This is a genomic window from Pseudomonas sp. SCA2728.1_7, from assembly GCF_018138145.1.
Taxonomy (GTDB): domain Bacteria; phylum Pseudomonadota; class Gammaproteobacteria; order Pseudomonadales; family Pseudomonadaceae; genus Aquipseudomonas; species Aquipseudomonas koreensis_A.
Window position 1 is genome coordinate 733,870 of sequence record NZ_CP073104.1, and the last position, 17,168, is coordinate 751,037.

Here is a 17,168-nt window from a genome sequence, read left to right on the forward strand (position 1 = left end):
TTATGAAACCATTCGACAACGCCACGGCCAGCCTGGCGAGTTTCGACCCGCGCTCCGGCTCGGTCGTGGAACGCTCTTTGTTCAATCACCGGTTGTGGGTGTTGCTGGTGTGCCTGGTGACCACGCTCTTCCTGGGCTATCAGGCCACGCGCGTCGAGCTGAACGCCAGTTTCGAAAAGATGATTCCCACGCAACAGCCTTACATCGCCAATTATCTGCAACATCAAAAGCAGCTCAGCGGTCTGGGCAACTCCTTGCGCATTGTCGTCGCCAATCGCCAGGGCGATATCTACGACGCTGATTATCTGAAAACCTTGCAGGCCTTGAGCGACAAGCTTTACCTGCTGCCCGGCGTCGATCGTGCCTACATGAAGTCGCTGTGGACGCCCGCAACACGCTGGGTTGCAGTGACTGAAGACGGACTGGATGGCGGCCCGGTGATCCCGGACGATTATGCCGGCACACCGGCCAGTCTCGAGGACTTGCGCCGCAACGTGCAGCGTTCCAACGAACTCGGCCAACTGGTAGCGTTCGATCAAACCTCGAGCATCATTTACGTGCCGTTGCTGGCGACGACTGCTGACGGCCAGGCGCTGAATTACTCGGTGCTGTCCGAGCAACTGGAGGCGTTGCGTAGCCAGTACCAGAACGAAAAGATCGACATTCACATCACCGGTTTCGCGAAAAAAGTCGGTGACCTGATTGCCGGACTCAAGCAGATCCTGTTGTTTTTCGCCGTCGCAATCCTGATCACCACCGCCGTGCTGTTCTGGTACACGCGCTGCCTGCGCAGCACGGTGCTGGTGGTGTTCTGCTCGCTGGTGGCGGTGGTCTGGCAACTGGGTCTGTTGCCGTTGCTCGACTATCAGCTGGATCCGTATTCGGTGCTGGTGCCGTTTCTGGTGTTCGCCATCGGCATGAGCCACGGTGCGCAGAAGATGAACGGCATCATGCAGGACATCGGTCGCGGCATGCACCGGGTGGTGGCGGCGCGATTTACCTTCCGCCGACTGTTCCTGGCCGGGCTGACGGCATTGCTCTGCGACGCAGTGGGTTTTGCCGTGCTGATGCTGATCAAGATCCAGGTGATTCAGGATCTGGCGGTGATCGCCAGTATCGGTGTGGCGGTGCTGATTTTCACCAACCTGATTCTGCTGCCGGTGTTGCTGTCCTATGTCGGCGTAACGCCGCGTGCGGCGCAACTTAGCCTGAAGAGCGAGCAGAACGACCAGACCGGCGCGCGGCGTCATGGCTTCTGGCGTTTTCTCGATCTGTTTACCCGACGTCGCTGGGCCAGCCTGTGCATTGCCATCAGCCTGGCGTTGGCGGCATTGGGTTTTGTGGTCAGCCTGCAATTGAAGATCGGTGATCTGGATGCCGGCGCACCGGAGCTGCGGGCCGACTCACGCTACAACCAGGACGATGCGTTTCTGACCCGGCATTACGGCGCCAGCAGTGATTTGTTCGCAGTGATGGTGAAGACCCCGGCCGGGCAATGTGCGCGTTACGACATCCTCGCCAAGGTCGATGCGCTGGACTGGCAACTGCGCGCGCTGCCGGGGGTGGATTCGACCAACTCGTTGGCCTTGCTCAACCGGCGCATGCTGGTTGGCCTCAGCGAAGGCAGCGCCAAGTGGTACGAGCTGCAGAACAATCAGGCGATGCTCAACATGATCACCGCCAGTGCGCCACGCGGCTTGTACAACGAGGATTGCAGCCTGCTCACGCTGTACGCCTACCTCACCGACCACAAGGCTGAAACGCTGACGCGGCTGGTCGAACACGTCGAGCAATTCGCCGCAGCCAATAACGACAAGGATGTGCAGTTCCTGCTGGCAGCGGGCAATGCCGGCATTGAGGCGGCGACCAATATCGTGGTCAAGCAAGCCAATCGCGAGATGCTGTTCTGGGTTTACGGAGCGGTGATCGTCCTGTGCCTGATCACCTTCCGCTCGTGGCGCGCCACGCTGTGCGCGGTGATTCCACTGATGGTCACCTCGATCCTCTGTGAAGCATTGATGGTCTGGCTGAACATCGGTGTGAAGGTCGCGACGTTGCCGGTGATCGCGTTGGGTGTCGGCATTGGCGTCGACTATGCGTTGTACGTGATGAGCATCCTGCTCGGTCATCTGCGCCAAGGCGCGAGCCTGTCAGAAGCCTATTACCGCGCACTGGTGTCCACCGGCAAAGTGGTGATGCTTACCGGCATCACGCTGGCCATTGGCGTGGCCACGTGGATCTTCTCGCCGATCAAATTCCAGGCTGACATGGGCGTGCTGCTGGCGTTCATGTTCGTCTGGAACATGGTCGGCGCACTGCTGCTGTTACCAGCGCTGGCGTACTTCCTGCTGCCTGCACGGCGCACGAACACTGACGCAGAAACGCCGGAGGAGGCCATCAATCTGGCCCTGCCGTCGCGAGCCGTGGCGGTAGATGTTGTTCAATCGCGTCATCGGGAGACCTGTCATGGCCGTTGAGTCTTCACTTGAAAACAGCGGCCGCCGCGCCGGTTTGACGCAATCGCTGCTGTTGTTGCTCGGCAGCTGTCTGCCAGTGCTCGGCGCGGTATTGCTCGCACCGGTATTGCCGCGCATGCAGGCACATTTTGCCGAGGTCGCAGGCAGCACCGTGCTGGTGCCGATCGTGCTGACCCTGCCGGCATTGATGATTGCGCTACTGGCGCCGTTTGCCGGGGTCATCGCCGACCGGCTCGGACGCAAACCTTTGTTGTTGGCGAGCATGGCCCTGTACACGCTCTGCGGTGTGTTGCCGCTGTGGCTGGATTCGCTGCCGGCGATTGTCGCCAGCCGCGCCGGCATCGGTCTTGCAGAGGCGGGGATCATGACCTGCTGCACGACGCTGATGGGCGACTACTACAGCGGCGCACGCCGTGAACGCCTGTTTGCACTGCAAATGGTCGCGACGTCGCTCTCTGCTGCGGTGTTTATCGCGCTGGGTGGTTTTCTCGGCCAGGACGACTGGCGCACGCCGTTTGCGCTGTACGCGGTCGGGCTGATTTTCTTGCCGCTGATGGCGTGGAAACTCTGGGAACCGCAACCCCGCGTGCAACCGGCAGCAACGGTGCCGACGCCAGTCCCGCGCCTGTTTCCGTGGCGCGCACTGACACCCCTGTATGCGTTGTCGCTGCTCGCGGGCCTGAGCCTATTCATCGTGCCGGTGCAGGCCGGCTACTTGCTCAACCTGTTGCACGTGGATGCGCCGCAGCAGATCGGCATGACCATGGGCGCCAATCAACTCGGTGTGCTCGCTGGGGCCTTGAGTTTTCGTTTATTGAGCGGTCTGCGCAGCCAGCATGTGTTGCTGATTGCCTATGGCCTGGCCGGCATTGGCGGCTTGTTGATGGCCGCCGCCGGCAGTCACGCGCAAGTGGTGGTGGCGGTTCTGGTCAATGGTCTGGGCATCGGCCTGATGTTGCCGACGTTGATCACCTGGATCATGGCGCAAGTCGGGTTTGCTCAGCGTGGGCGAGCGGCGGGGTGCTTCACCGCCGCGATTTTCGCAGGCGAGTTCATCAGTCCGCTGGTGGTGCTCGCCATCACTTCCGGGGCTTCCACGGCGTTGCCGCAAGCGTTGGCCATGATCGGTTGGCTGCAACTGGTCGTGGCGCTGTTTTGTCTGTCCGTGCCGAGGCTCGGTGGTCTATTGATCCGCACGAATGTTGGCGGGCACGACTCCATCGGCAACGGCCATTGAACGAGGATATTCCATGCAAGCGCTTCCCCCATTCAAGCGCGTGGTCACCGGGCATGATGCCCACGGCCGCGCCGTCGTCGTCAGTCACGCAGCAACTGCCAACGTCTTCGCGCTGCAATCGGTGCCGGGCACGGTGTTTCATGAAATATGGAACAGCAGCGGCAGTCCGGCACTGCTCGACAATGCCGATGATCCAACCAGCAAACCCTTACAGCTGAGCCCCGGCCCGCTGGGCAGTGTGATTCGTGTCGTCGACATTCCGCCAGACAGCGTGCAGAACCAGGTCAGCGCTGCCGATGCAGCGGCGGCATTCGCCGAGATTGGCCAGGCGCATGCCGGCACCGGCCAAGCGAACTCGCGGCACAAACTGATGCACCGCACCGAAACCCTCGATTACGGCATCGTCACCGAAGGCGAAGTCTGGCTGGTGCTCGACGATGAAGAGATCCACCTCAAACGCGGCGACGTGGTGGTTCAGCGCGGCACCCATCACGCGTGGAGCAATCGCACCGAGGCCATGGCGCGCATGGTGTTTATTCTGCTGGACGGGCGTTTCGCCGCTGAACTGCAAGACTGCCCGGGAGAAACGGCATGAAGCTCGCAACCTTGAAAAACAGCAGCCGTGACGGCCAATTGGTGGTGGTTTCGCGCGACATGGCCCGGGCGCTGGACGCCCGTTTGGTAGCGCCGACCTTGCAGCAAGCAATCGAAAACTGGGCTGATGCTGAGCCGCGTTTACAAGCCCTGGCGCGTGAACTTGAAAACCACGATTGCCGCGAGGCCTTTGCCTTCGACCCCACGCAGGCGATGGCACCGTTGCCGCGTGCTTACCAATGGTGCGATGGCTCAGCGTTTCTCAGCCACGGCGCGCTGATGCAGAAGGCGTTCAACCTCGACCCGATTGAAGGCGCTGACCGTACGCCGTTGATGTATCAGGGCGCCGGTGATGACTTCATCGGCGCACACGATGACATCGAACTGCCGAGCGAAAGCCAGGGCATCGATTTCGAAGGCGAATTTGTCGTGTTGGTCGATGATGTGCCGATGGGCTGTTCGGCGGAAAACGCGTTGCAACACATCAAGCTGATCCTGCAGATCAATGATGTCAGCCTGCGTGCGCTGGCACCGCGTGAAATGCGCACCGGTTTTGGATTTCTGCAAGCCAAGCCGTCCTCCAGTTTTGCCCCGCTGGCGATTACCCCGGATGAACTCGGCGAAGCCTGGCGAGACGGTCGCGTCAATTTGCCCCTGCAAGTGCAGTGGAACGGCGAGTGGTTCGGCCAACCGCACGGCGCGCAGATGAACTTTCATTTTGGCCAACTGATCGCTCACGCGGCCCTGACCCGTCGCTTGCGCGCCGGCACGCTGATCGGTTCTGGCACGGTGTCGAACGCCGAGCGCAACGTCGGCTCGGCGTGCATCGCCGAACGTCGGGCCATCGAGATGATCGAGCAGTGTGCGCCGGTGACAGGCTTCATGCGTTTCGGTGATCGCGTGCGCATGGACGTCACCGGCAGCGATGGCCAGTCACTGTTTGGCGCGATCGATCAACGCGTCGTCAAAGCCAACGGCTAAGGAACGCCCATGCGTGTACTGATTACCGGAGCCAATGGCTTTGTCGGTCGCGAACTGCTGCGTTGTCTGCTCGCGCGCGGCAGTTTGCGCGGGCAAGTCATTCGTTCGCTGCTGGTGCTGGACACCGACGTCCAAGGCCTGCCAGACGATCCGCGTTTGCGTCGGCACAGCGGCAGCGTGACGGACGCAGCGTTGATGCGCCGGGTCCTGGCCGATGGCATCGACGTGGTGTTTCACTTGGTCAGCGTCCCCGGCGGAGCGGCGGAGGCGCATTACGAACTGGGTTATCAGGTCAACCTGCTGGCCAGCCTCGAACTGCTCGATCAACTGCGCAACAAGGCGCGACCGCCAGTGCTGGTGTATGCCAGCAGCGTTGCGGTGTACGGCGCTGATCTGCCGGCGAAGATGAACGAGCAGGCTGAACTGCACCCGCAATTGTCGTACGGCACACACAAGATGATGGTCGAGCGCGCGCTGATCGATCTGGGTCGGCGCGGTGAAGTCGACAGCCGCGCGGTGCGCCTGCCGGGCATTGTCGCGCGCCCGCGTGAACCCAACGGTTTGCGCTCGGCCTTCATGAGCGACTTGATGCGTGCCTTTGCCGAGGGCGCTGAGTATTGCTGCCCGGTATCACCGCAAGCAACAGCGTGGTGGATGTCGGCGCGCTGTTGCGTAAACAACCTGATCCACGCTGCTGAACTGGATGACGCCGCCGCGCAACAGCGGGTCTGGCAACTACCGGTGCTGCAGTTGTCCATCGCCCAAGTCGTCGATGCTCTGGCGGCAACTTACGGCGAGCAACGCCGTGCGCTGATCAGTTTCGCCGCTGACCTTGAGCTCGAAACCCTGTTCGGGCGCATGCCGCCCTTGAAAACCCCGCAGGCCCGCGCTGCCGGTTTCTGCCATGACGGCAACGTCGCCACGCTTATTCGCAACGCCCTCAACCCAGCCCCATACCGGCCTCTGCCGTTGAACGGAGACACGCCTCATGTCACAGCCCATCCCGCGTAAACGTCGTCTGGTCGACCTTTCGGTGACCCTCGATAACAACCCGTACACAGACCCGCCACCGCTGTTGCCGAAAATAGATTACATGGATCACCAGCAAGGTTGGCCGGAGATGGCGGCTATGTTCCCGGGGTTGCAGCTTGAACAGATGCCCGGCAATGAGTCGTGGGCCGCCGAGCGTTTGCAGATCACCACCCACAGCGGCACCCACATGGATGCGCCTTGGCACTACGCCTCGACCACCGATGGCGGCGAGCCGGCGTTTGGCATTGATGAGTTGCCGCTGGACTGGTGTTTGCAGCCGGGGGTCAAACTGGATTTTCGCCATTTGCCCGACGGTCACGTGGTCACGGCAGAAGAGGTCGAAGCGGAACTGGCGCGTATCGAGCACACGTTGCAACCGCTGGATATCGTGCTGATCAACACCCGCGCCGGGGCACTGTTCGGTCAGCCGGGTTACCTCGATGCCGGCATCGGCATGGGGCGCGAAGCGACGATGTATCTACTGGAACGTGGCGTGCGCGTGGTCGGCACCGACGCCTGGAGCTGGGACGCGCCGTTCAAATACACCCGTGAACGTTTTGCTGCCAGCGGCGATGCCTCGATCATCTGGGAAGGGCATAAGGCCGGGCGCGATATCGGCTACGGGCAAATGGAAAAACTGGCCAACCTCGAATCCCTGCCAGCGAGCGGATTCACGGTGTCGTGCTTTCCTTACAAGATCCGGCATGCGTCTGCAGGTTTTGTGCGCGCGGTGGCTATTTTCGAAGAGTGATCGGGCTGTTTGAGGCATTCCTTTAACGACAGTAAGAGAACGGCAGGCTTTGAACACAGTGGACGGCGTTTGCCGCCGCCACTGTTTTGAGGCCTCTAATTCGTCGGATTGCGCAGTCGCTCGATGATTCTACGAGCACGATTGGCTCCGACGTCGACATGAATATCAATCATCGGGCGCGTACCGAACCGGCACATGTTCTGGTACTGCGCTTCGATCACCACTTTGTCTTCGTCGAACGTTAATCGCGTCTGATGCAGAACTTTGGCTGTGACGGCCTCGGGATCATGTTCAGGGTTGGTGGCCATGGTCCAGAAATAGTGGCTTGTGGTGTCTGTTTCCGGCGTCACGCCGTGAAAACCACGCATATGAAAACCACCTCGATCCGGGTTGTTCAGGTCGTCTGTGCCCGCGTCTATCGCGCCGGTCCAGATGCGCAGGTGATTGAAGTGAAATTCGATCTCCTGCCAGCGGTCGATGTTGCCTTTGAACGGGTAGGCTGCGGTGTAGGTCGGCGGCGGAACGGAATCGGGCATGTGGCGAACCACACGAACCATCGAGTCGTCGCCGTCCACACTCATCTGCGCGTTCATATGAATACTGGCGTTGCCGCCAATGGTGTGCAAATGGACGTAGCCCAAGTGACTGAGATCCATGAGATTGTCGTGGATGAGTTGATAGGGCGCGTCGTAGTGATAGACATCACCGTCGAACAGGTATTTACCGCTGCTGTGCACGTCGTAGGTCGGTGGCGCGAATGTCGGCTCAGGATGCTCGGCGCTGCCGAACCAGATCCAGATGATCTGATCCTGCTCCCGGACAGGGTAGGCAGGGACTTTGGCTTTGCTCGGGATCTTGTCCTGGCCCGGAATTTCAATGCATTTACCGCCTTCATTGAACAGCAGACCGTGGTAACCGCAGCGCAAACCACGTTCCTCCACCGCGCCGCCGGACAGCGGCAGTGCTCGATGGCAGCAGCGATCTTCCAGCGCGGCGACCTGGTTATCCGCCGTGCGAAAAAGCACCACGGGTTTATTCAGTAACGTACGGCCAAGTGGCTGGTGTTTCAGTTCCCGGCTCAAGGCTGCGACGTACCATTGATCGAGCGGGAAACTCGGCACGGTGGCCGGGGCGATTTCATGGGCAAGGGGTTGGGCAGCAGTTGTCATGATGTTCTCCGGCGAGCGGTCAAGGCTCGGTTCAGGTCAAAGGTCCAATACCAGGCGGGGCGATTTGGCACGTGAGCAGCACGGGGTGAAACGGTCATTGGCAGCGTGTTCAGCAGCCGTCATGAACTGGTCACGATGATCAGCAATGCCTTCGAGCAAAACCGTGACACAGGTGCCGCAGACGCCTTGCTCGCACGATGATTCGATGGCAATCCCGGCCTCATCGAGCACCTCGAAAACGGTGCGATCGGCGGGGATGTAAAAAATCTGTCCTGTACTCGCCAGTTGAACTTCGAAGGGCGAATCCGCGCTTGCATCGACAGGTGCGGCGGCGAAAAACTCTCTGTGCACGCGATCTTCCGGCCAGCCAGCGGCCTGCGCGGTGTCGAGGATGAAATTCATGAAGCCGGCGGGGCCGCACACGTAAAGGTGAGTCGTGGTATCTGGCGCGGCGAGGAGGGCGGTTGCATCGAGTTTCTGTTCGGGCGATCCGCTGTCGTCATGCAAATACACGTGGCTGGCGAAGGGCGCCTCTCCGAGCCATCGGATAAACGCGGCACGTTCGCTGGATCGAAAGCTGTAATGCAGCTCGAAATCTGCGCTTTGATGATGAAGTTCATGGGCCATCGCCAGTATCGGCGTAATGCCAATGCCGCCGCCAAACAGCAGGTGACGCTTGGCTGAGTCCGCGAGTGGGAAGAGGTTGCGTGGTTCGCTGATGCTGAGTGTCTGTCCTTGGCTGATGGTGTCGTGCATTGCAGCAGAACCGCCGCGGGAGGCAGGATCCTTCAGCACACTGATTACGTAGCGATGACGTTCTTTTGAGTCATTGCACAGCGAGTATTGCCGGGTGAGGCCGCCGGCAATGTGGATGTCGATATGGGCACCGGCATTGAACGGTGGCAACGGCTGATCGTCCGCTGCGCACAGCTCGAAACTGCAAATACCCTCGGCCTCAACGACTTTGCGGGTGACGTTGACTTGAAGCATGACTTCTCCCTCCACATTGAAGTGGCTGCTGAAAAACGAACGGCAAAAAAGGGTGCGAGCGGGTGACGAATCAGCCGGGCGCGAAGAAGCAGGAGGAGTGGCTAATCGTGGGCGCCAGGGAAGGGCACGGTTGGCGAGGGTTCATAAGCAAGACCTGTAATTATTTTTTTGAGGTTGTGCTACGGCGTATCATGCGGCGCATCGTCCGCAATGCCAGGCTGAGTGAATCCTCAGATAAATTAGTTGCGGTGTCAACCATATTGCAAGATCTTCGATCTACGGTGTTTCTTGATGCCTACCGATACACAACTGAACCTGTCGCGTTATGTACCTGGCCTGGTGACTTTCCTGGCGAACAAACTCGCCACGGGAGCCTCGCAGTGCTACCGCAAACACTTCGGCATCGGCGTGGTTGAATGGCGAATGCTTTCAATGCTGGCGGTTGAATCCGACATCACTGCCAATCGAATCTGCCAGGCGATCGGTCTCGACAAGAGCGCGGTCAGTCGTTCATTGCAGACATTGGAAGCAGCGGGGCGGATCACCAGTCAGCTGGATCCCGAGGACGCGCGGCGTTACACCGTGCGATTGACGGCCAGCGGCAAAGAACTGCATGACCGCGTGCTCAAAGTTGCACTTGAGCGAGAAGCGCGTCTGCTCAGCGGATTGACCCCGGCCGAGGTCGACACGTTGGTTGACTTGCTTGGGCGCCTGCATCTGCAAGTGCCCAATGTGAACAGTTATGACCCGAGTGAGGAGTGAGTCGCGGCAGACTAGCGTGAAATCGGCGTTGAGGGCTGCTGCCCGACGCGAGTTGGCGGGCGGCTGATATTTGGTCATTGGATCAGAGGTTGTAGACCGCCCAAAAGGCTGGGAGGCTAGCGTGACATTTACCATACGGACATGCCGAAATGAGCTCAGGAAAAATCCTCGTCACAGGTGCGGCAGGAAAGATCGGCAATGCTTTTTGGCAAGAGCGCGACGATAAATCCGATTTGCGTTTGGCCGATCTAGACGTAACAGCACTTCCGGGCTCGGCACAGCGTTTCACTCTCGATGTCACGGATCAAGCCAGTTGCCTTCGAGCTTGCGAAGGTATCCATACCGTCATCCATCTAGCTGCTGACCCAAATCCGGACGCCGATTTCATGGCCTCACTGCTTCCAGTGAACATTGTGGGCACTTACAACATGCTGTTCGCCGCAAAGGCACAAGGCTGCAAGCGCTTCATATTTGCGAGCAGTGCCCAAGTGATCGAAGGATATCCAACGGATGTTCAGATACAGGAATGCATGGCACCTAAACCAGGCAATCTCTACGGCGTCAGCAAGGCGTTTGGAGAAGCTTTGGCTTCGATGTATGCAAACGACGGACAGATGACGACCATCGCAGTCCGTATTGCCAACGTAGCCAAATTTCAACAAGGGGAGACCCACAGTCCCAGAGACGTCGCGGCCTTCATCAGTTTTAGAGATGTTGTCGCGCTACTCAATAATTGCGTTGAAGCCGAGCTAAAGGGATTCCACGTTATTCATGGGGTCTCAGATAACCGCTATAAGCGCCTCTCTATTGATCAGAGTAGAAAAATTGTCGGATATGCTCCCATTGATGATGGGTTTGAGATTTTGGAAGGAGGCGCTCAATCTGATTGAACGCACACTTCCTCTGAGAAGGTCACCGTGATGCGCCGGGAAAACGTGCTGGTTTAATGATTGGCAGACGCTCACGACCACCGCTTCCGGCCCGAAGCTGACAGTGGAGGGCATGCGGTTGCTTCGATGCTTTTCAATGAACGTCATCAGAACTCGACAAGGAGACGTCCCCCATGACCAAGCCAATGCTTCATTTGATGTCAGGCAAGATTGCATCCGGTAAATCGACGTTGGCCAAGTCCTTGGCGTCTGAACGGTCGGCCATTTTGATGAGTGAGGATTATTGGCTCTCAAGGCTTTACCCTGATCAGATCCAGTCAGTGGCCGATTACGTGAGGCTTGCGCGTCAGATTCGGGCACTGGTGGGCCCGCTTGTCATCGATGTGCTGAAGGCTGGCGTGACTGTGGTTCTGGATTTCCCGGCCAACACTCCAGAGGATCGGCAGTGGTTACGCGGTCTGGCTGACGCTGCCGAAATTCCCCACTGTTTCCATTACATCGAAGTGGATGATGAGACCTGTCGGGGCAGGCTACATCGGCGCAATGGCCGCGCCGAGCATGAGTTTAGAGCAAGCGACGCTGAGTTCGATTTGATAACGAGCTACTTTCGTGCTCCAGATACGAATGAGGGGATATGGATTGAAATTCACCGACACTGAAGGGCGGTCATATTGCTTGGAGTTAGTTATCTGGAACGTCTGCTTCTAGCGGCGCAGGTGATCGTTGATGCAATAGAAGTGGCCTCGCTGATTAACTTCCTGTTGAGCGAGGGGGCTTCCTTCGTTACTGGCCAAGTGATCAGCGTCGATGGGGGAGGGAGTCTCGGTGGGAAATAGCGATATGAAGCGGATTTTCAGCCTGCGTTGTTAATCTGTCAGTCTGCGGTCTCGAAGCGCTCGACAGACGAAATCGGCCAGAAGCGGTCGGTGGACAAAGACCTTCACAGGGAAAAAGCGTCGCCCTTTACCAAGAGGCTGCCCCATGGATGTTATTGCCGATTACTCAAAACACCATCGACCTTGCGCGGGCGTATGCGCTGCCGCAGTGAAGGAGGGGAAACATGATAGGTAAACGTTTATTAGGTATGGTCGCATTGGCAGGATTACTTGCAGGAGGAGCCGTGGCCGACGAGGAAAAAGGCTTGGTGGTGCGCATCGCGCAACTCGAAATCGATCCTGCACAGGTTGCGGCCTATCAAGCCGCAGTCAAAGAAGAGATCTCAGAATCGACTCGAACAGAGCCGGGCGTTATATCAATCTATGCTGTCGCCGAAGTCGACCGCCCGAACTGGTTTCATTTCTTCGAAATCTACGCCAGCGATTCGGCATACCGAAGCCATATCGAATCGCCGCACTTCAAAAAGTACGCCGTTACCACGCAGTCGATGATTGTGTCGAAGCGCTTGATTGAAACCACGCCAATCGAGCTCAGCCCCCGGCCTGCACCGTAACAGCCCAGTTCGAAAAAGAGTTTCGCACTGGGCGGGCTGGCTTTTTAAATGGAGGAAAGTGATGAAAAGGGATGAGTTCGACGCAGACCTTGCGGTTCACGTTTAACTACACTAAATGGCCGTTTAGTCGAGTTAACGTAAAATAGCATCATATTCTACGGAGAAAAGACCATAATCATGCGTGAAGCCAAAGCTAGAGACGTTATCAAAACGTTGGATCTGCAGCCTCACCTCGAAGGTGGCTATTTCCGCAGAACCTATCAAGCCGATCATCGCGACCCACTCGAAACCCCCAGCGGTCCACGGTATCTGATGACCTCGATTTACTATCTGCTGGATCAGCAATCACCGGTGGGCCAGTTTCATTTCAATCGATCCGACATCCTGCATTATTTCCACCTGGGCGACGCCATTGAGTACAGCCTGATTCATGCTGATGGCTCGTTGCAGACATTGGTAATGGGCACCGACATTCTGGCAGGACAGCTTTTGCAATTACACGTACCGGGTGGACTATGGAAAGCTTCGCGGTTGCTCGAAGGCGAAAACGGATTTGGGCTGATCAGCGAAGCCGTTTCGCCAGGATTTGATTTTGCCGATATGGAACTGGGTGATCGGCAGAAACTCACGCAACAATTTCCACAGCATCGAACGCTGATTGAAAAGCTGACGCGTGATGAGGGTTGAGCGCCGTCGAATTCAAGGAAAAGCTGTGGATCGGATTAAGGTCGATTCTGCAGGTTGAAATCCACTGTGCAACCGGGCTGATCTCGAAACATCTTGTTACGTGTAATGTATATTATGTTAAATCAAGTATTGCGCTATGCGCCCTTGCAGCAACGTCTGTTTCCATTTCGACAATCCATCAGCACCTGTAGATCTCAGCAACCACCTGCATCGTTTAACGCATTCCCGCCCCTTGCTGATACTCACGCGGCGTACAACCAAACTCCCGTCGAAACACCGTGTGCAAATACTGCGCAGATTTAAACCCACAACTTCGCGCAACGTCGGCAATCACCGAGTCGGTACTTGTCAGGCCCTTGGTAGCCGCAGCCAATTTGAAACGCAGTATCTCGTCATGCACGCTACACCCTCGCTCAGCACGAAAATGCGCTTCAAGTGATGAACGCGACACACCGACATAAGCCGCCACCTGCGCTGTTTTAATGCCTTGGCAAGCATATTGGCGGATGAACAACAGCGCTTGCATAACGTACGGATTGCCCAAAGGCTGGTGCAAACTCGACACCTGCACGTTGACCGCATCCGGCGGGATCAGGATCTGCGTGCCGGTCGACGGCATGCCGTGCAGCATCTGGTGGAGCAATTGCGCGGCGGTTCGGCCCATGGTTTCCGTGCCCTGTATTACCGAACTCAGAGGCACTCGAGTCAAACTGCGGGTCAGCGGGTCGTTGTCGATGCCGATCAATGCCACTTGCTCCGGTACGGCGATGCCGGCGGTCAGGCAGGCTTGCAGCAACTGGCGCGCGCGGGCGTCGCTGACGGCGATGATGCCGATGGGTTTGGGCAGGCTCTGCAGCCAGGCGATCAGTTGTTCGACGGCGCTGTCCCAGAGCGGTGCGCTGGTGCCCATGCCGCGATAGATTTCGCCGTGCAAACCATCGCGTTTCATCAGTTTGCGAAAGGCTTTCTCGCGCTCCTGCGCCCAACGATTGGCTTGCGCTTCAGGCAGGCTGAAGCAGGCAAAACGTTGCAGTCCTGCCTCTATCAAATGCGTGTAAGCCAGTGTCATCAGCGCGTTGTTATCGGTGGCGACGTAGGGAATCGCTTTTGGATAGGCGCGCTTATCCTCGTACGAGCCCCCTACTGCTACCACCGGCATCTGGATATCAGCCAGCGCCTCGCCAATCAGCGGATCGTCGAAGTCGGCGATGATGCCGTCGCCCTGCCAGCGCTCGATACCTTTCAAGCGACAGAGAAAATCCTCTTCGAGAAACAGGTCCCAGGAGGCGCGGGTGCTGCTCAGGTAGTTGCCGATGCCGCTGATGATCCCACGGTCATAGATCTTGCTGCCGTTGAACAGCAGGGCGATGCGGTGAACAGGCGGTACGGTTTTCATTGTTCTTGTGCTTGTCCCGGGCCCCTTTTCACAGAGGCGATTGGCACAGACTAGGCGCCTGGCCGAAGAAGCTCAATACGCAAAATCGCACTCGGCGTTGATGTTTTTCATAATCAGCAGGGTCGGGGCCGTTGCTAGTATCGAGACACCGCCAAGAACAACAAGGACAAGGTCCATGCAGTATTTCCCCGATGTCGATGCGATTCGCTACGAAGGTCCAGACAGCGATTCTCCCCTCTCCTTTCGTCACTACGACGCCAACAAACTCATCCTCGGCAAACCCATGCGCGAACACCTGCGCATGGCCGCCTGTTACTGGCACACGTTCGTTTGGCCGGGCTCCGATGTGTTCGGTGCGGGGACGTTCAAGCGCCCATGGCAACACGCCGGCGACCCGATGGAACTGACGATCGGCAAAGCCGCAGCCGCTTTCGAATTCTTCTCCAAACTGGGTATCGACTATTACTGCTTCCATGACACCGATGTCGCCCCGGAAGGCAGCTCTCTGAAGGAATACCGAAACCACTTCGCGCAGATGGTTGATCACCTCGAGCAACACCAGGAAGCCAGCGGCATCAAGCTGCTGTGGGGCACCGCCAATTGCTTCAGCAACCCGCGTTTCGCTGCCGGCGCCGCGAGCAACCCGGATCCGGAAGTGTTCGCCTGCGCCGCTGCTCAGGTGTTCAGCGCGATGAACGCGACCCATCGCCTGAAAGGCGCCAACTACGTGTTGTGGGGCGGCCGCGAAGGCTACGAAACCCTGCTCAACACGGACTTGAAGCGTGAACGCGAACAGCTCGGCCGCTTTATGCGCATGGTGGTCGAGCACAAGCACAAGATCGGTTTTACCGGCGACTTGCTGATCGAGCCCAAACCGCAGGAGCCGACCAAGCATCAATACGATTACGACAGCGCCACCGTGTTCGGCTTTCTCCAGCAGTTCGGACTGGAGCACGAAATCAAGGTCAACATCGAGGCCAACCACGCGACACTGGCTGGGCACAGCTTCCATCACGAGATTGCCACGGCCGTCTCGCTGGGGATTTTCGGCAGCATCGACGCCAACCGCGGTGATCCGCAAAATGGCTGGGACACCGATCAATTCTCCAACAGCGTCGAAGAAATGACCCTGGCCACCTACGAAATCCTCAAGGCCGGCGGGTTCAAGAATGGCGGATTCAATTTCGACTCCAAGGTGCGCCGGCAAAGCCTTGATCAGATCGATCTGTTCCATGGCCACGTCGGCGCCATGGACGTTCTCGCCCTGTCGCTGGAGCGCGCAGCGGCCATGGTGCAGAACGACGAACTGCAACGGCTCAAGGATCAACGCTACGCCGGTTGGCAGCAGCCGTTCGGGCAGGCGGTGATGGCCGGTGACTTCAACCTTGAGTCGTTGGCCGAGCACGCGTTCACCAACGAGTTGAACCCGCAAGCCGTCAGCGGCCGCCAGGAAATGCTCGAGAACATCGTTAACCGCTTTATTTATCGCTGATCAAATAGGGAGTCTACGGGCGCATCGACGCGGTGACATTTCTACGACAAATCTGTGCCTGCGGCGTCTGCGGATTCTCTACAGTTTTACCAGCCCGATACTCATCGTCAGGCCGTGTCTTTCCAACAACAATAAAAGGACGCCCCACTATGAAGAATGTAAAACGCACGCTATTGGCCACTGCCCTGGCGCTGTTGTCACTGCCGGTGATGGCTGACGCTGCCCACCCGAAAATCGGTTTCTCCATCGATGATTTGCGCCTGGAACGCTGGTCGCGTGACAGGGATTACTTCGTCGCGGCAGCGGAAAAAATGGATGCCAAGGTCTTCGTGCAGTCGGCCGATGCAAACGAGCAAAAACAAATTTCCCAGATCGAAAACCTGATTTCCCGGGGTGTCGATGTCATCGTCATCGTGCCGTTCAACGCCACGGTGCTGACCAACGCGGTGGCCGAAGCGAAGAAAGCCGGGATCAAAGTCGTGTCCTATGATCGTCTGATCCTCAACGCCGATGTCGACGCCTATATTTCCTTCGATAACGAAAAAGTCGGCGAGATGCAGGCCAGCGGCGTCCTGAAAGCGGCGCCCAAGGGCAATTACTTTTTGCTCGGTGGTGCGCCCACCGATAACAACGCCAAGATCCTCCGCGAAGGCCAGATGAAAGTGCTGCAACCGGCCATCGACAAGGGTGATATCAAGATCGTCGGCCAGCAGTGGGTGAAGGAATGGAACCCGACCGAAGCGCTGAGCATTGTTGAAAACGCCCTGACCCGCAACGACAACAAAATCGACGGCATCGTCGCTTCCAACGACGCCACGGCGGGCGGCGCCATTCAGGCACTGGCGGCGCAGCAACTGGCCGGCAAGGTGCCGATTTCCGGGCAGGACGCTGACCTTGCTGCTGTTAAACGTGTGATCGCCGGCACGCAAACCATGACCGTTTACAAGCCGCTGAAACTCATCGCCAGCGAAGCCGCCAAGCTCTCGGTACAACTGGCGCGCAACGAAAAACCCGCCTTCAGCTCGCAGTACGACAACGGCAGCAAAAAAGTCGACACCATCCTGCTCACGCCCACCCCGCTGACCAAGGACAACATCGACCTGCTCGAACAGGACGGCTTCTACACCAAGGCGCAAATCGCCGGGAAGTGATCTCCGGTAATGCGAAAACCCTTGTGGGAGCGAGCCTGCTCGCGAATGCGGCTTGTCAGTCAACGAAGCATTGTCTGAACTGACGCTTTCGCGAGCAGGCTCGCTCCCA

General features: G+C 58.2%; 17 protein-coding genes. 14 read left to right on the plus strand and 3 right to left on the minus strand.

Going from position 1 to position 17,168, the window contains the following annotated elements:
• Nucleotides 1-2 precede the first annotated feature (2 nt).
• The 6 genes from KBP52_RS03255 to KBP52_RS03280 are packed head-to-tail and all read left to right on the plus strand — an operon-like array spanning nucleotide 3 to nucleotide 7,072.
• A complete protein-coding gene (locus KBP52_RS03255; RefSeq protein ID WP_212622048.1) occupies nucleotides 3-2,477 on the plus strand; it encodes an MMPL family transporter in 2,475 nt (824 codons plus the stop codon).
• On the plus strand, nucleotides 2,467-3,714 hold the full coding sequence (locus KBP52_RS03260; RefSeq protein WP_212622049.1) for an MFS transporter: 1,248 nt from the start codon (nucleotides 2,467-2,469) through the stop codon (nucleotides 3,712-3,714). The genes KBP52_RS03255 and KBP52_RS03260 overlap by 11 nt, the downstream gene beginning before the upstream one ends.
• Before the next feature lie 13 nt (nucleotides 3,715-3,727).
• Nucleotides 3,728-4,309 carry a cupin domain-containing protein gene (locus tag KBP52_RS03265; protein WP_212622050.1) on the plus strand — a complete coding sequence of 194 codons (582 nt, stop codon included), beginning with the start codon at nucleotides 3,728-3,730 and terminating at the stop codon, nucleotides 4,307-4,309.
• Nucleotides 4,306-5,289: a fumarylacetoacetate hydrolase family protein gene (locus tag KBP52_RS03270; RefSeq protein ID WP_212622051.1), complete on the plus strand. Its 984-nt coding sequence runs from the start codon at nucleotides 4,306-4,308 to the stop codon at nucleotides 5,287-5,289. The genes KBP52_RS03265 and KBP52_RS03270 overlap by 4 nt, the downstream gene beginning before the upstream one ends.
• A gap of 9 nt (nucleotides 5,290-5,298) precedes the next feature.
• A complete protein-coding gene (locus KBP52_RS03275; RefSeq protein ID WP_116030324.1) occupies nucleotides 5,299-6,300 on the plus strand; it encodes an NAD-dependent epimerase/dehydratase family protein in 1,002 nt (333 codons plus the stop codon).
• A complete protein-coding gene (locus KBP52_RS03280; protein WP_034154022.1) occupies nucleotides 6,278-7,072 on the plus strand; it encodes a cyclase family protein in 795 nt (264 codons plus the stop codon). The genes KBP52_RS03275 and KBP52_RS03280 overlap by 23 nt, the downstream gene beginning before the upstream one ends.
• A gap of 95 nt (nucleotides 7,073-7,167) precedes the next feature.
• Here KBP52_RS03280 and KBP52_RS03285 read toward each other — a convergent pair whose 3' ends face one another.
• Nucleotides 7,168-8,241, minus strand: a complete 1,074-nt coding sequence (locus KBP52_RS03285) for an aromatic ring-hydroxylating dioxygenase subunit alpha (RefSeq protein WP_212622052.1) — start codon at nucleotides 8,239-8,241, stop codon at nucleotides 7,168-7,170.
• A 36-nt stretch (nucleotides 8,242-8,277) separates the two neighbouring features.
• On the minus strand, nucleotides 8,278-9,231 hold the full coding sequence (locus tag KBP52_RS03290) for a PDR/VanB family oxidoreductase (RefSeq protein ID WP_212622053.1): 954 nt from the start codon (nucleotides 9,229-9,231) through the stop codon (nucleotides 8,278-8,280).
• A gap of 291 nt (nucleotides 9,232-9,522) precedes the next feature.
• Here KBP52_RS03290 and KBP52_RS03295 point away from each other — a divergent pair, with 291 nt between their 5' ends.
• The 6 genes from KBP52_RS03295 (at nucleotide 9,523) to KBP52_RS03320 (ending at nucleotide 13,020) form a co-directional block, all read left to right on the plus strand.
• On the plus strand, nucleotides 9,523-9,993 hold the full coding sequence (locus KBP52_RS03295; protein ID WP_212622054.1) for a MarR family winged helix-turn-helix transcriptional regulator: 471 nt from the start codon (nucleotides 9,523-9,525) through the stop codon (nucleotides 9,991-9,993).
• Nucleotides 9,994-10,142: 149 nt separating this feature from the next.
• A complete protein-coding gene (locus tag KBP52_RS03300; protein WP_212622055.1) occupies nucleotides 10,143-10,883 on the plus strand; it encodes an NAD(P)-dependent oxidoreductase in 741 nt (246 codons plus the stop codon).
• Nucleotides 10,884-11,056: 173 nt separating this feature from the next.
• Nucleotides 11,057-11,542, plus strand: coding sequence for an ATP-binding protein (locus KBP52_RS03305; RefSeq protein ID WP_077572850.1), 486 nt, complete (start codon nucleotides 11,057-11,059; stop codon nucleotides 11,540-11,542).
• A 30-nt stretch (nucleotides 11,543-11,572) separates the two neighbouring features.
• Entirely contained in the window at nucleotides 11,573-11,719 is a 147-nt protein-coding gene (locus tag KBP52_RS03310; protein WP_282961198.1) for an SDR family oxidoreductase, read from the plus strand.
• A 224-nt stretch (nucleotides 11,720-11,943) separates the two neighbouring features.
• The gene (locus KBP52_RS03315) at nucleotides 11,944-12,333 is read left to right on the plus strand and encodes an antibiotic biosynthesis monooxygenase (RefSeq protein ID WP_123594580.1); all 390 of its coding nucleotides are present in this window, start codon (nucleotides 11,944-11,946) and stop codon (nucleotides 12,331-12,333) included.
• 177 nt (nucleotides 12,334-12,510) lie between these two features.
• A complete protein-coding gene (locus KBP52_RS03320; RefSeq protein ID WP_212622056.1) occupies nucleotides 12,511-13,020 on the plus strand; it encodes a cupin domain-containing protein in 510 nt (169 codons plus the stop codon).
• Nucleotides 13,021-13,234: 214 nt separating this feature from the next.
• Here the strand turns inward: KBP52_RS03320 and KBP52_RS03325 are convergent, their stop codons facing one another.
• Nucleotides 13,235-14,416 carry a XylR family transcriptional regulator gene (locus KBP52_RS03325; RefSeq protein ID WP_212622057.1) on the minus strand — a complete coding sequence of 394 codons (1,182 nt, stop codon included), beginning with the start codon at nucleotides 14,414-14,416 and terminating at the stop codon, nucleotides 13,235-13,237.
• A 175-nt stretch (nucleotides 14,417-14,591) separates the two neighbouring features.
• On the opposite strand from KBP52_RS03325, the gene xylA reads away from it, so the two are divergent.
• The gene (gene xylA / locus KBP52_RS03330) at nucleotides 14,592-15,908 is read left to right on the plus strand and encodes a xylose isomerase (protein WP_212622058.1); all 1,317 of its coding nucleotides are present in this window, start codon (nucleotides 14,592-14,594) and stop codon (nucleotides 15,906-15,908) included.
• A gap of 149 nt (nucleotides 15,909-16,057) precedes the next feature.
• The gene (gene xylF / locus KBP52_RS03335) at nucleotides 16,058-17,059 is read left to right on the plus strand and encodes a D-xylose ABC transporter substrate-binding protein (RefSeq protein ID WP_102899781.1); all 1,002 of its coding nucleotides are present in this window, start codon (nucleotides 16,058-16,060) and stop codon (nucleotides 17,057-17,059) included.
• Nucleotides 17,060-17,168: the final 109 nt, after the last annotated feature.

Excerpts from the sequence above, each read along its gene's own strand:
- KBP52_RS03285 (WP_212622052.1), bottom strand. The coding sequence starts at position 8,241 with ATGACAACTGCTGCCCAACCCCTTGCCCATGAAATCGCCCCGGCCACC.
- KBP52_RS03270 (WP_212622051.1), top strand. The coding sequence starts at position 4,306 with ATGAAGCTCGCAACCTTGAAAAACAGCAGCCGTGACGGCCAATTGGTG.
- KBP52_RS03275 (WP_116030324.1), top strand. The coding sequence starts at position 5,299 with ATGCGTGTACTGATTACCGGAGCCAATGGCTTTGTCGGTCGCGAACTG.
- KBP52_RS03315 (WP_123594580.1), top strand. The coding sequence starts at position 11,944 with ATGATAGGTAAACGTTTATTAGGTATGGTCGCATTGGCAGGATTACTT.
- KBP52_RS03325 (WP_212622057.1), bottom strand. The coding sequence starts at position 14,416 with ATGAAAACCGTACCGCCTGTTCACCGCATCGCCCTGCTGTTCAACGGC.
- xylF (WP_102899781.1), top strand. The coding sequence starts at position 16,058 with ATGAAGAATGTAAAACGCACGCTATTGGCCACTGCCCTGGCGCTGTTG.
- KBP52_RS03280 (WP_034154022.1), top strand. The coding sequence starts at position 6,278 with ATGTCACAGCCCATCCCGCGTAAACGTCGTCTGGTCGACCTTTCGGTG.
- KBP52_RS03265 (WP_212622050.1), top strand. The coding sequence starts at position 3,728 with ATGCAAGCGCTTCCCCCATTCAAGCGCGTGGTCACCGGGCATGATGCC.
- KBP52_RS03290 (WP_212622053.1), bottom strand. The coding sequence starts at position 9,231 with ATGCTTCAAGTCAACGTCACCCGCAAAGTCGTTGAGGCCGAGGGTATT.
- KBP52_RS03320 (WP_212622056.1), top strand. The coding sequence starts at position 12,511 with ATGCGTGAAGCCAAAGCTAGAGACGTTATCAAAACGTTGGATCTGCAG.
- xylA (WP_212622058.1), top strand. The coding sequence starts at position 14,592 with ATGCAGTATTTCCCCGATGTCGATGCGATTCGCTACGAAGGTCCAGAC.
- KBP52_RS03260 (WP_212622049.1), top strand. The coding sequence starts at position 2,467 with ATGGCCGTTGAGTCTTCACTTGAAAACAGCGGCCGCCGCGCCGGTTTG.
- KBP52_RS03255 (WP_212622048.1), top strand. The coding sequence starts at position 3 with ATGAAACCATTCGACAACGCCACGGCCAGCCTGGCGAGTTTCGACCCG.
- KBP52_RS03295 (WP_212622054.1), top strand. The coding sequence starts at position 9,523 with ATGCCTACCGATACACAACTGAACCTGTCGCGTTATGTACCTGGCCTG.
- KBP52_RS03300 (WP_212622055.1), top strand. The coding sequence starts at position 10,143 with ATGAGCTCAGGAAAAATCCTCGTCACAGGTGCGGCAGGAAAGATCGGC.
- KBP52_RS03305 (WP_077572850.1), top strand. The coding sequence starts at position 11,057 with ATGACCAAGCCAATGCTTCATTTGATGTCAGGCAAGATTGCATCCGGT.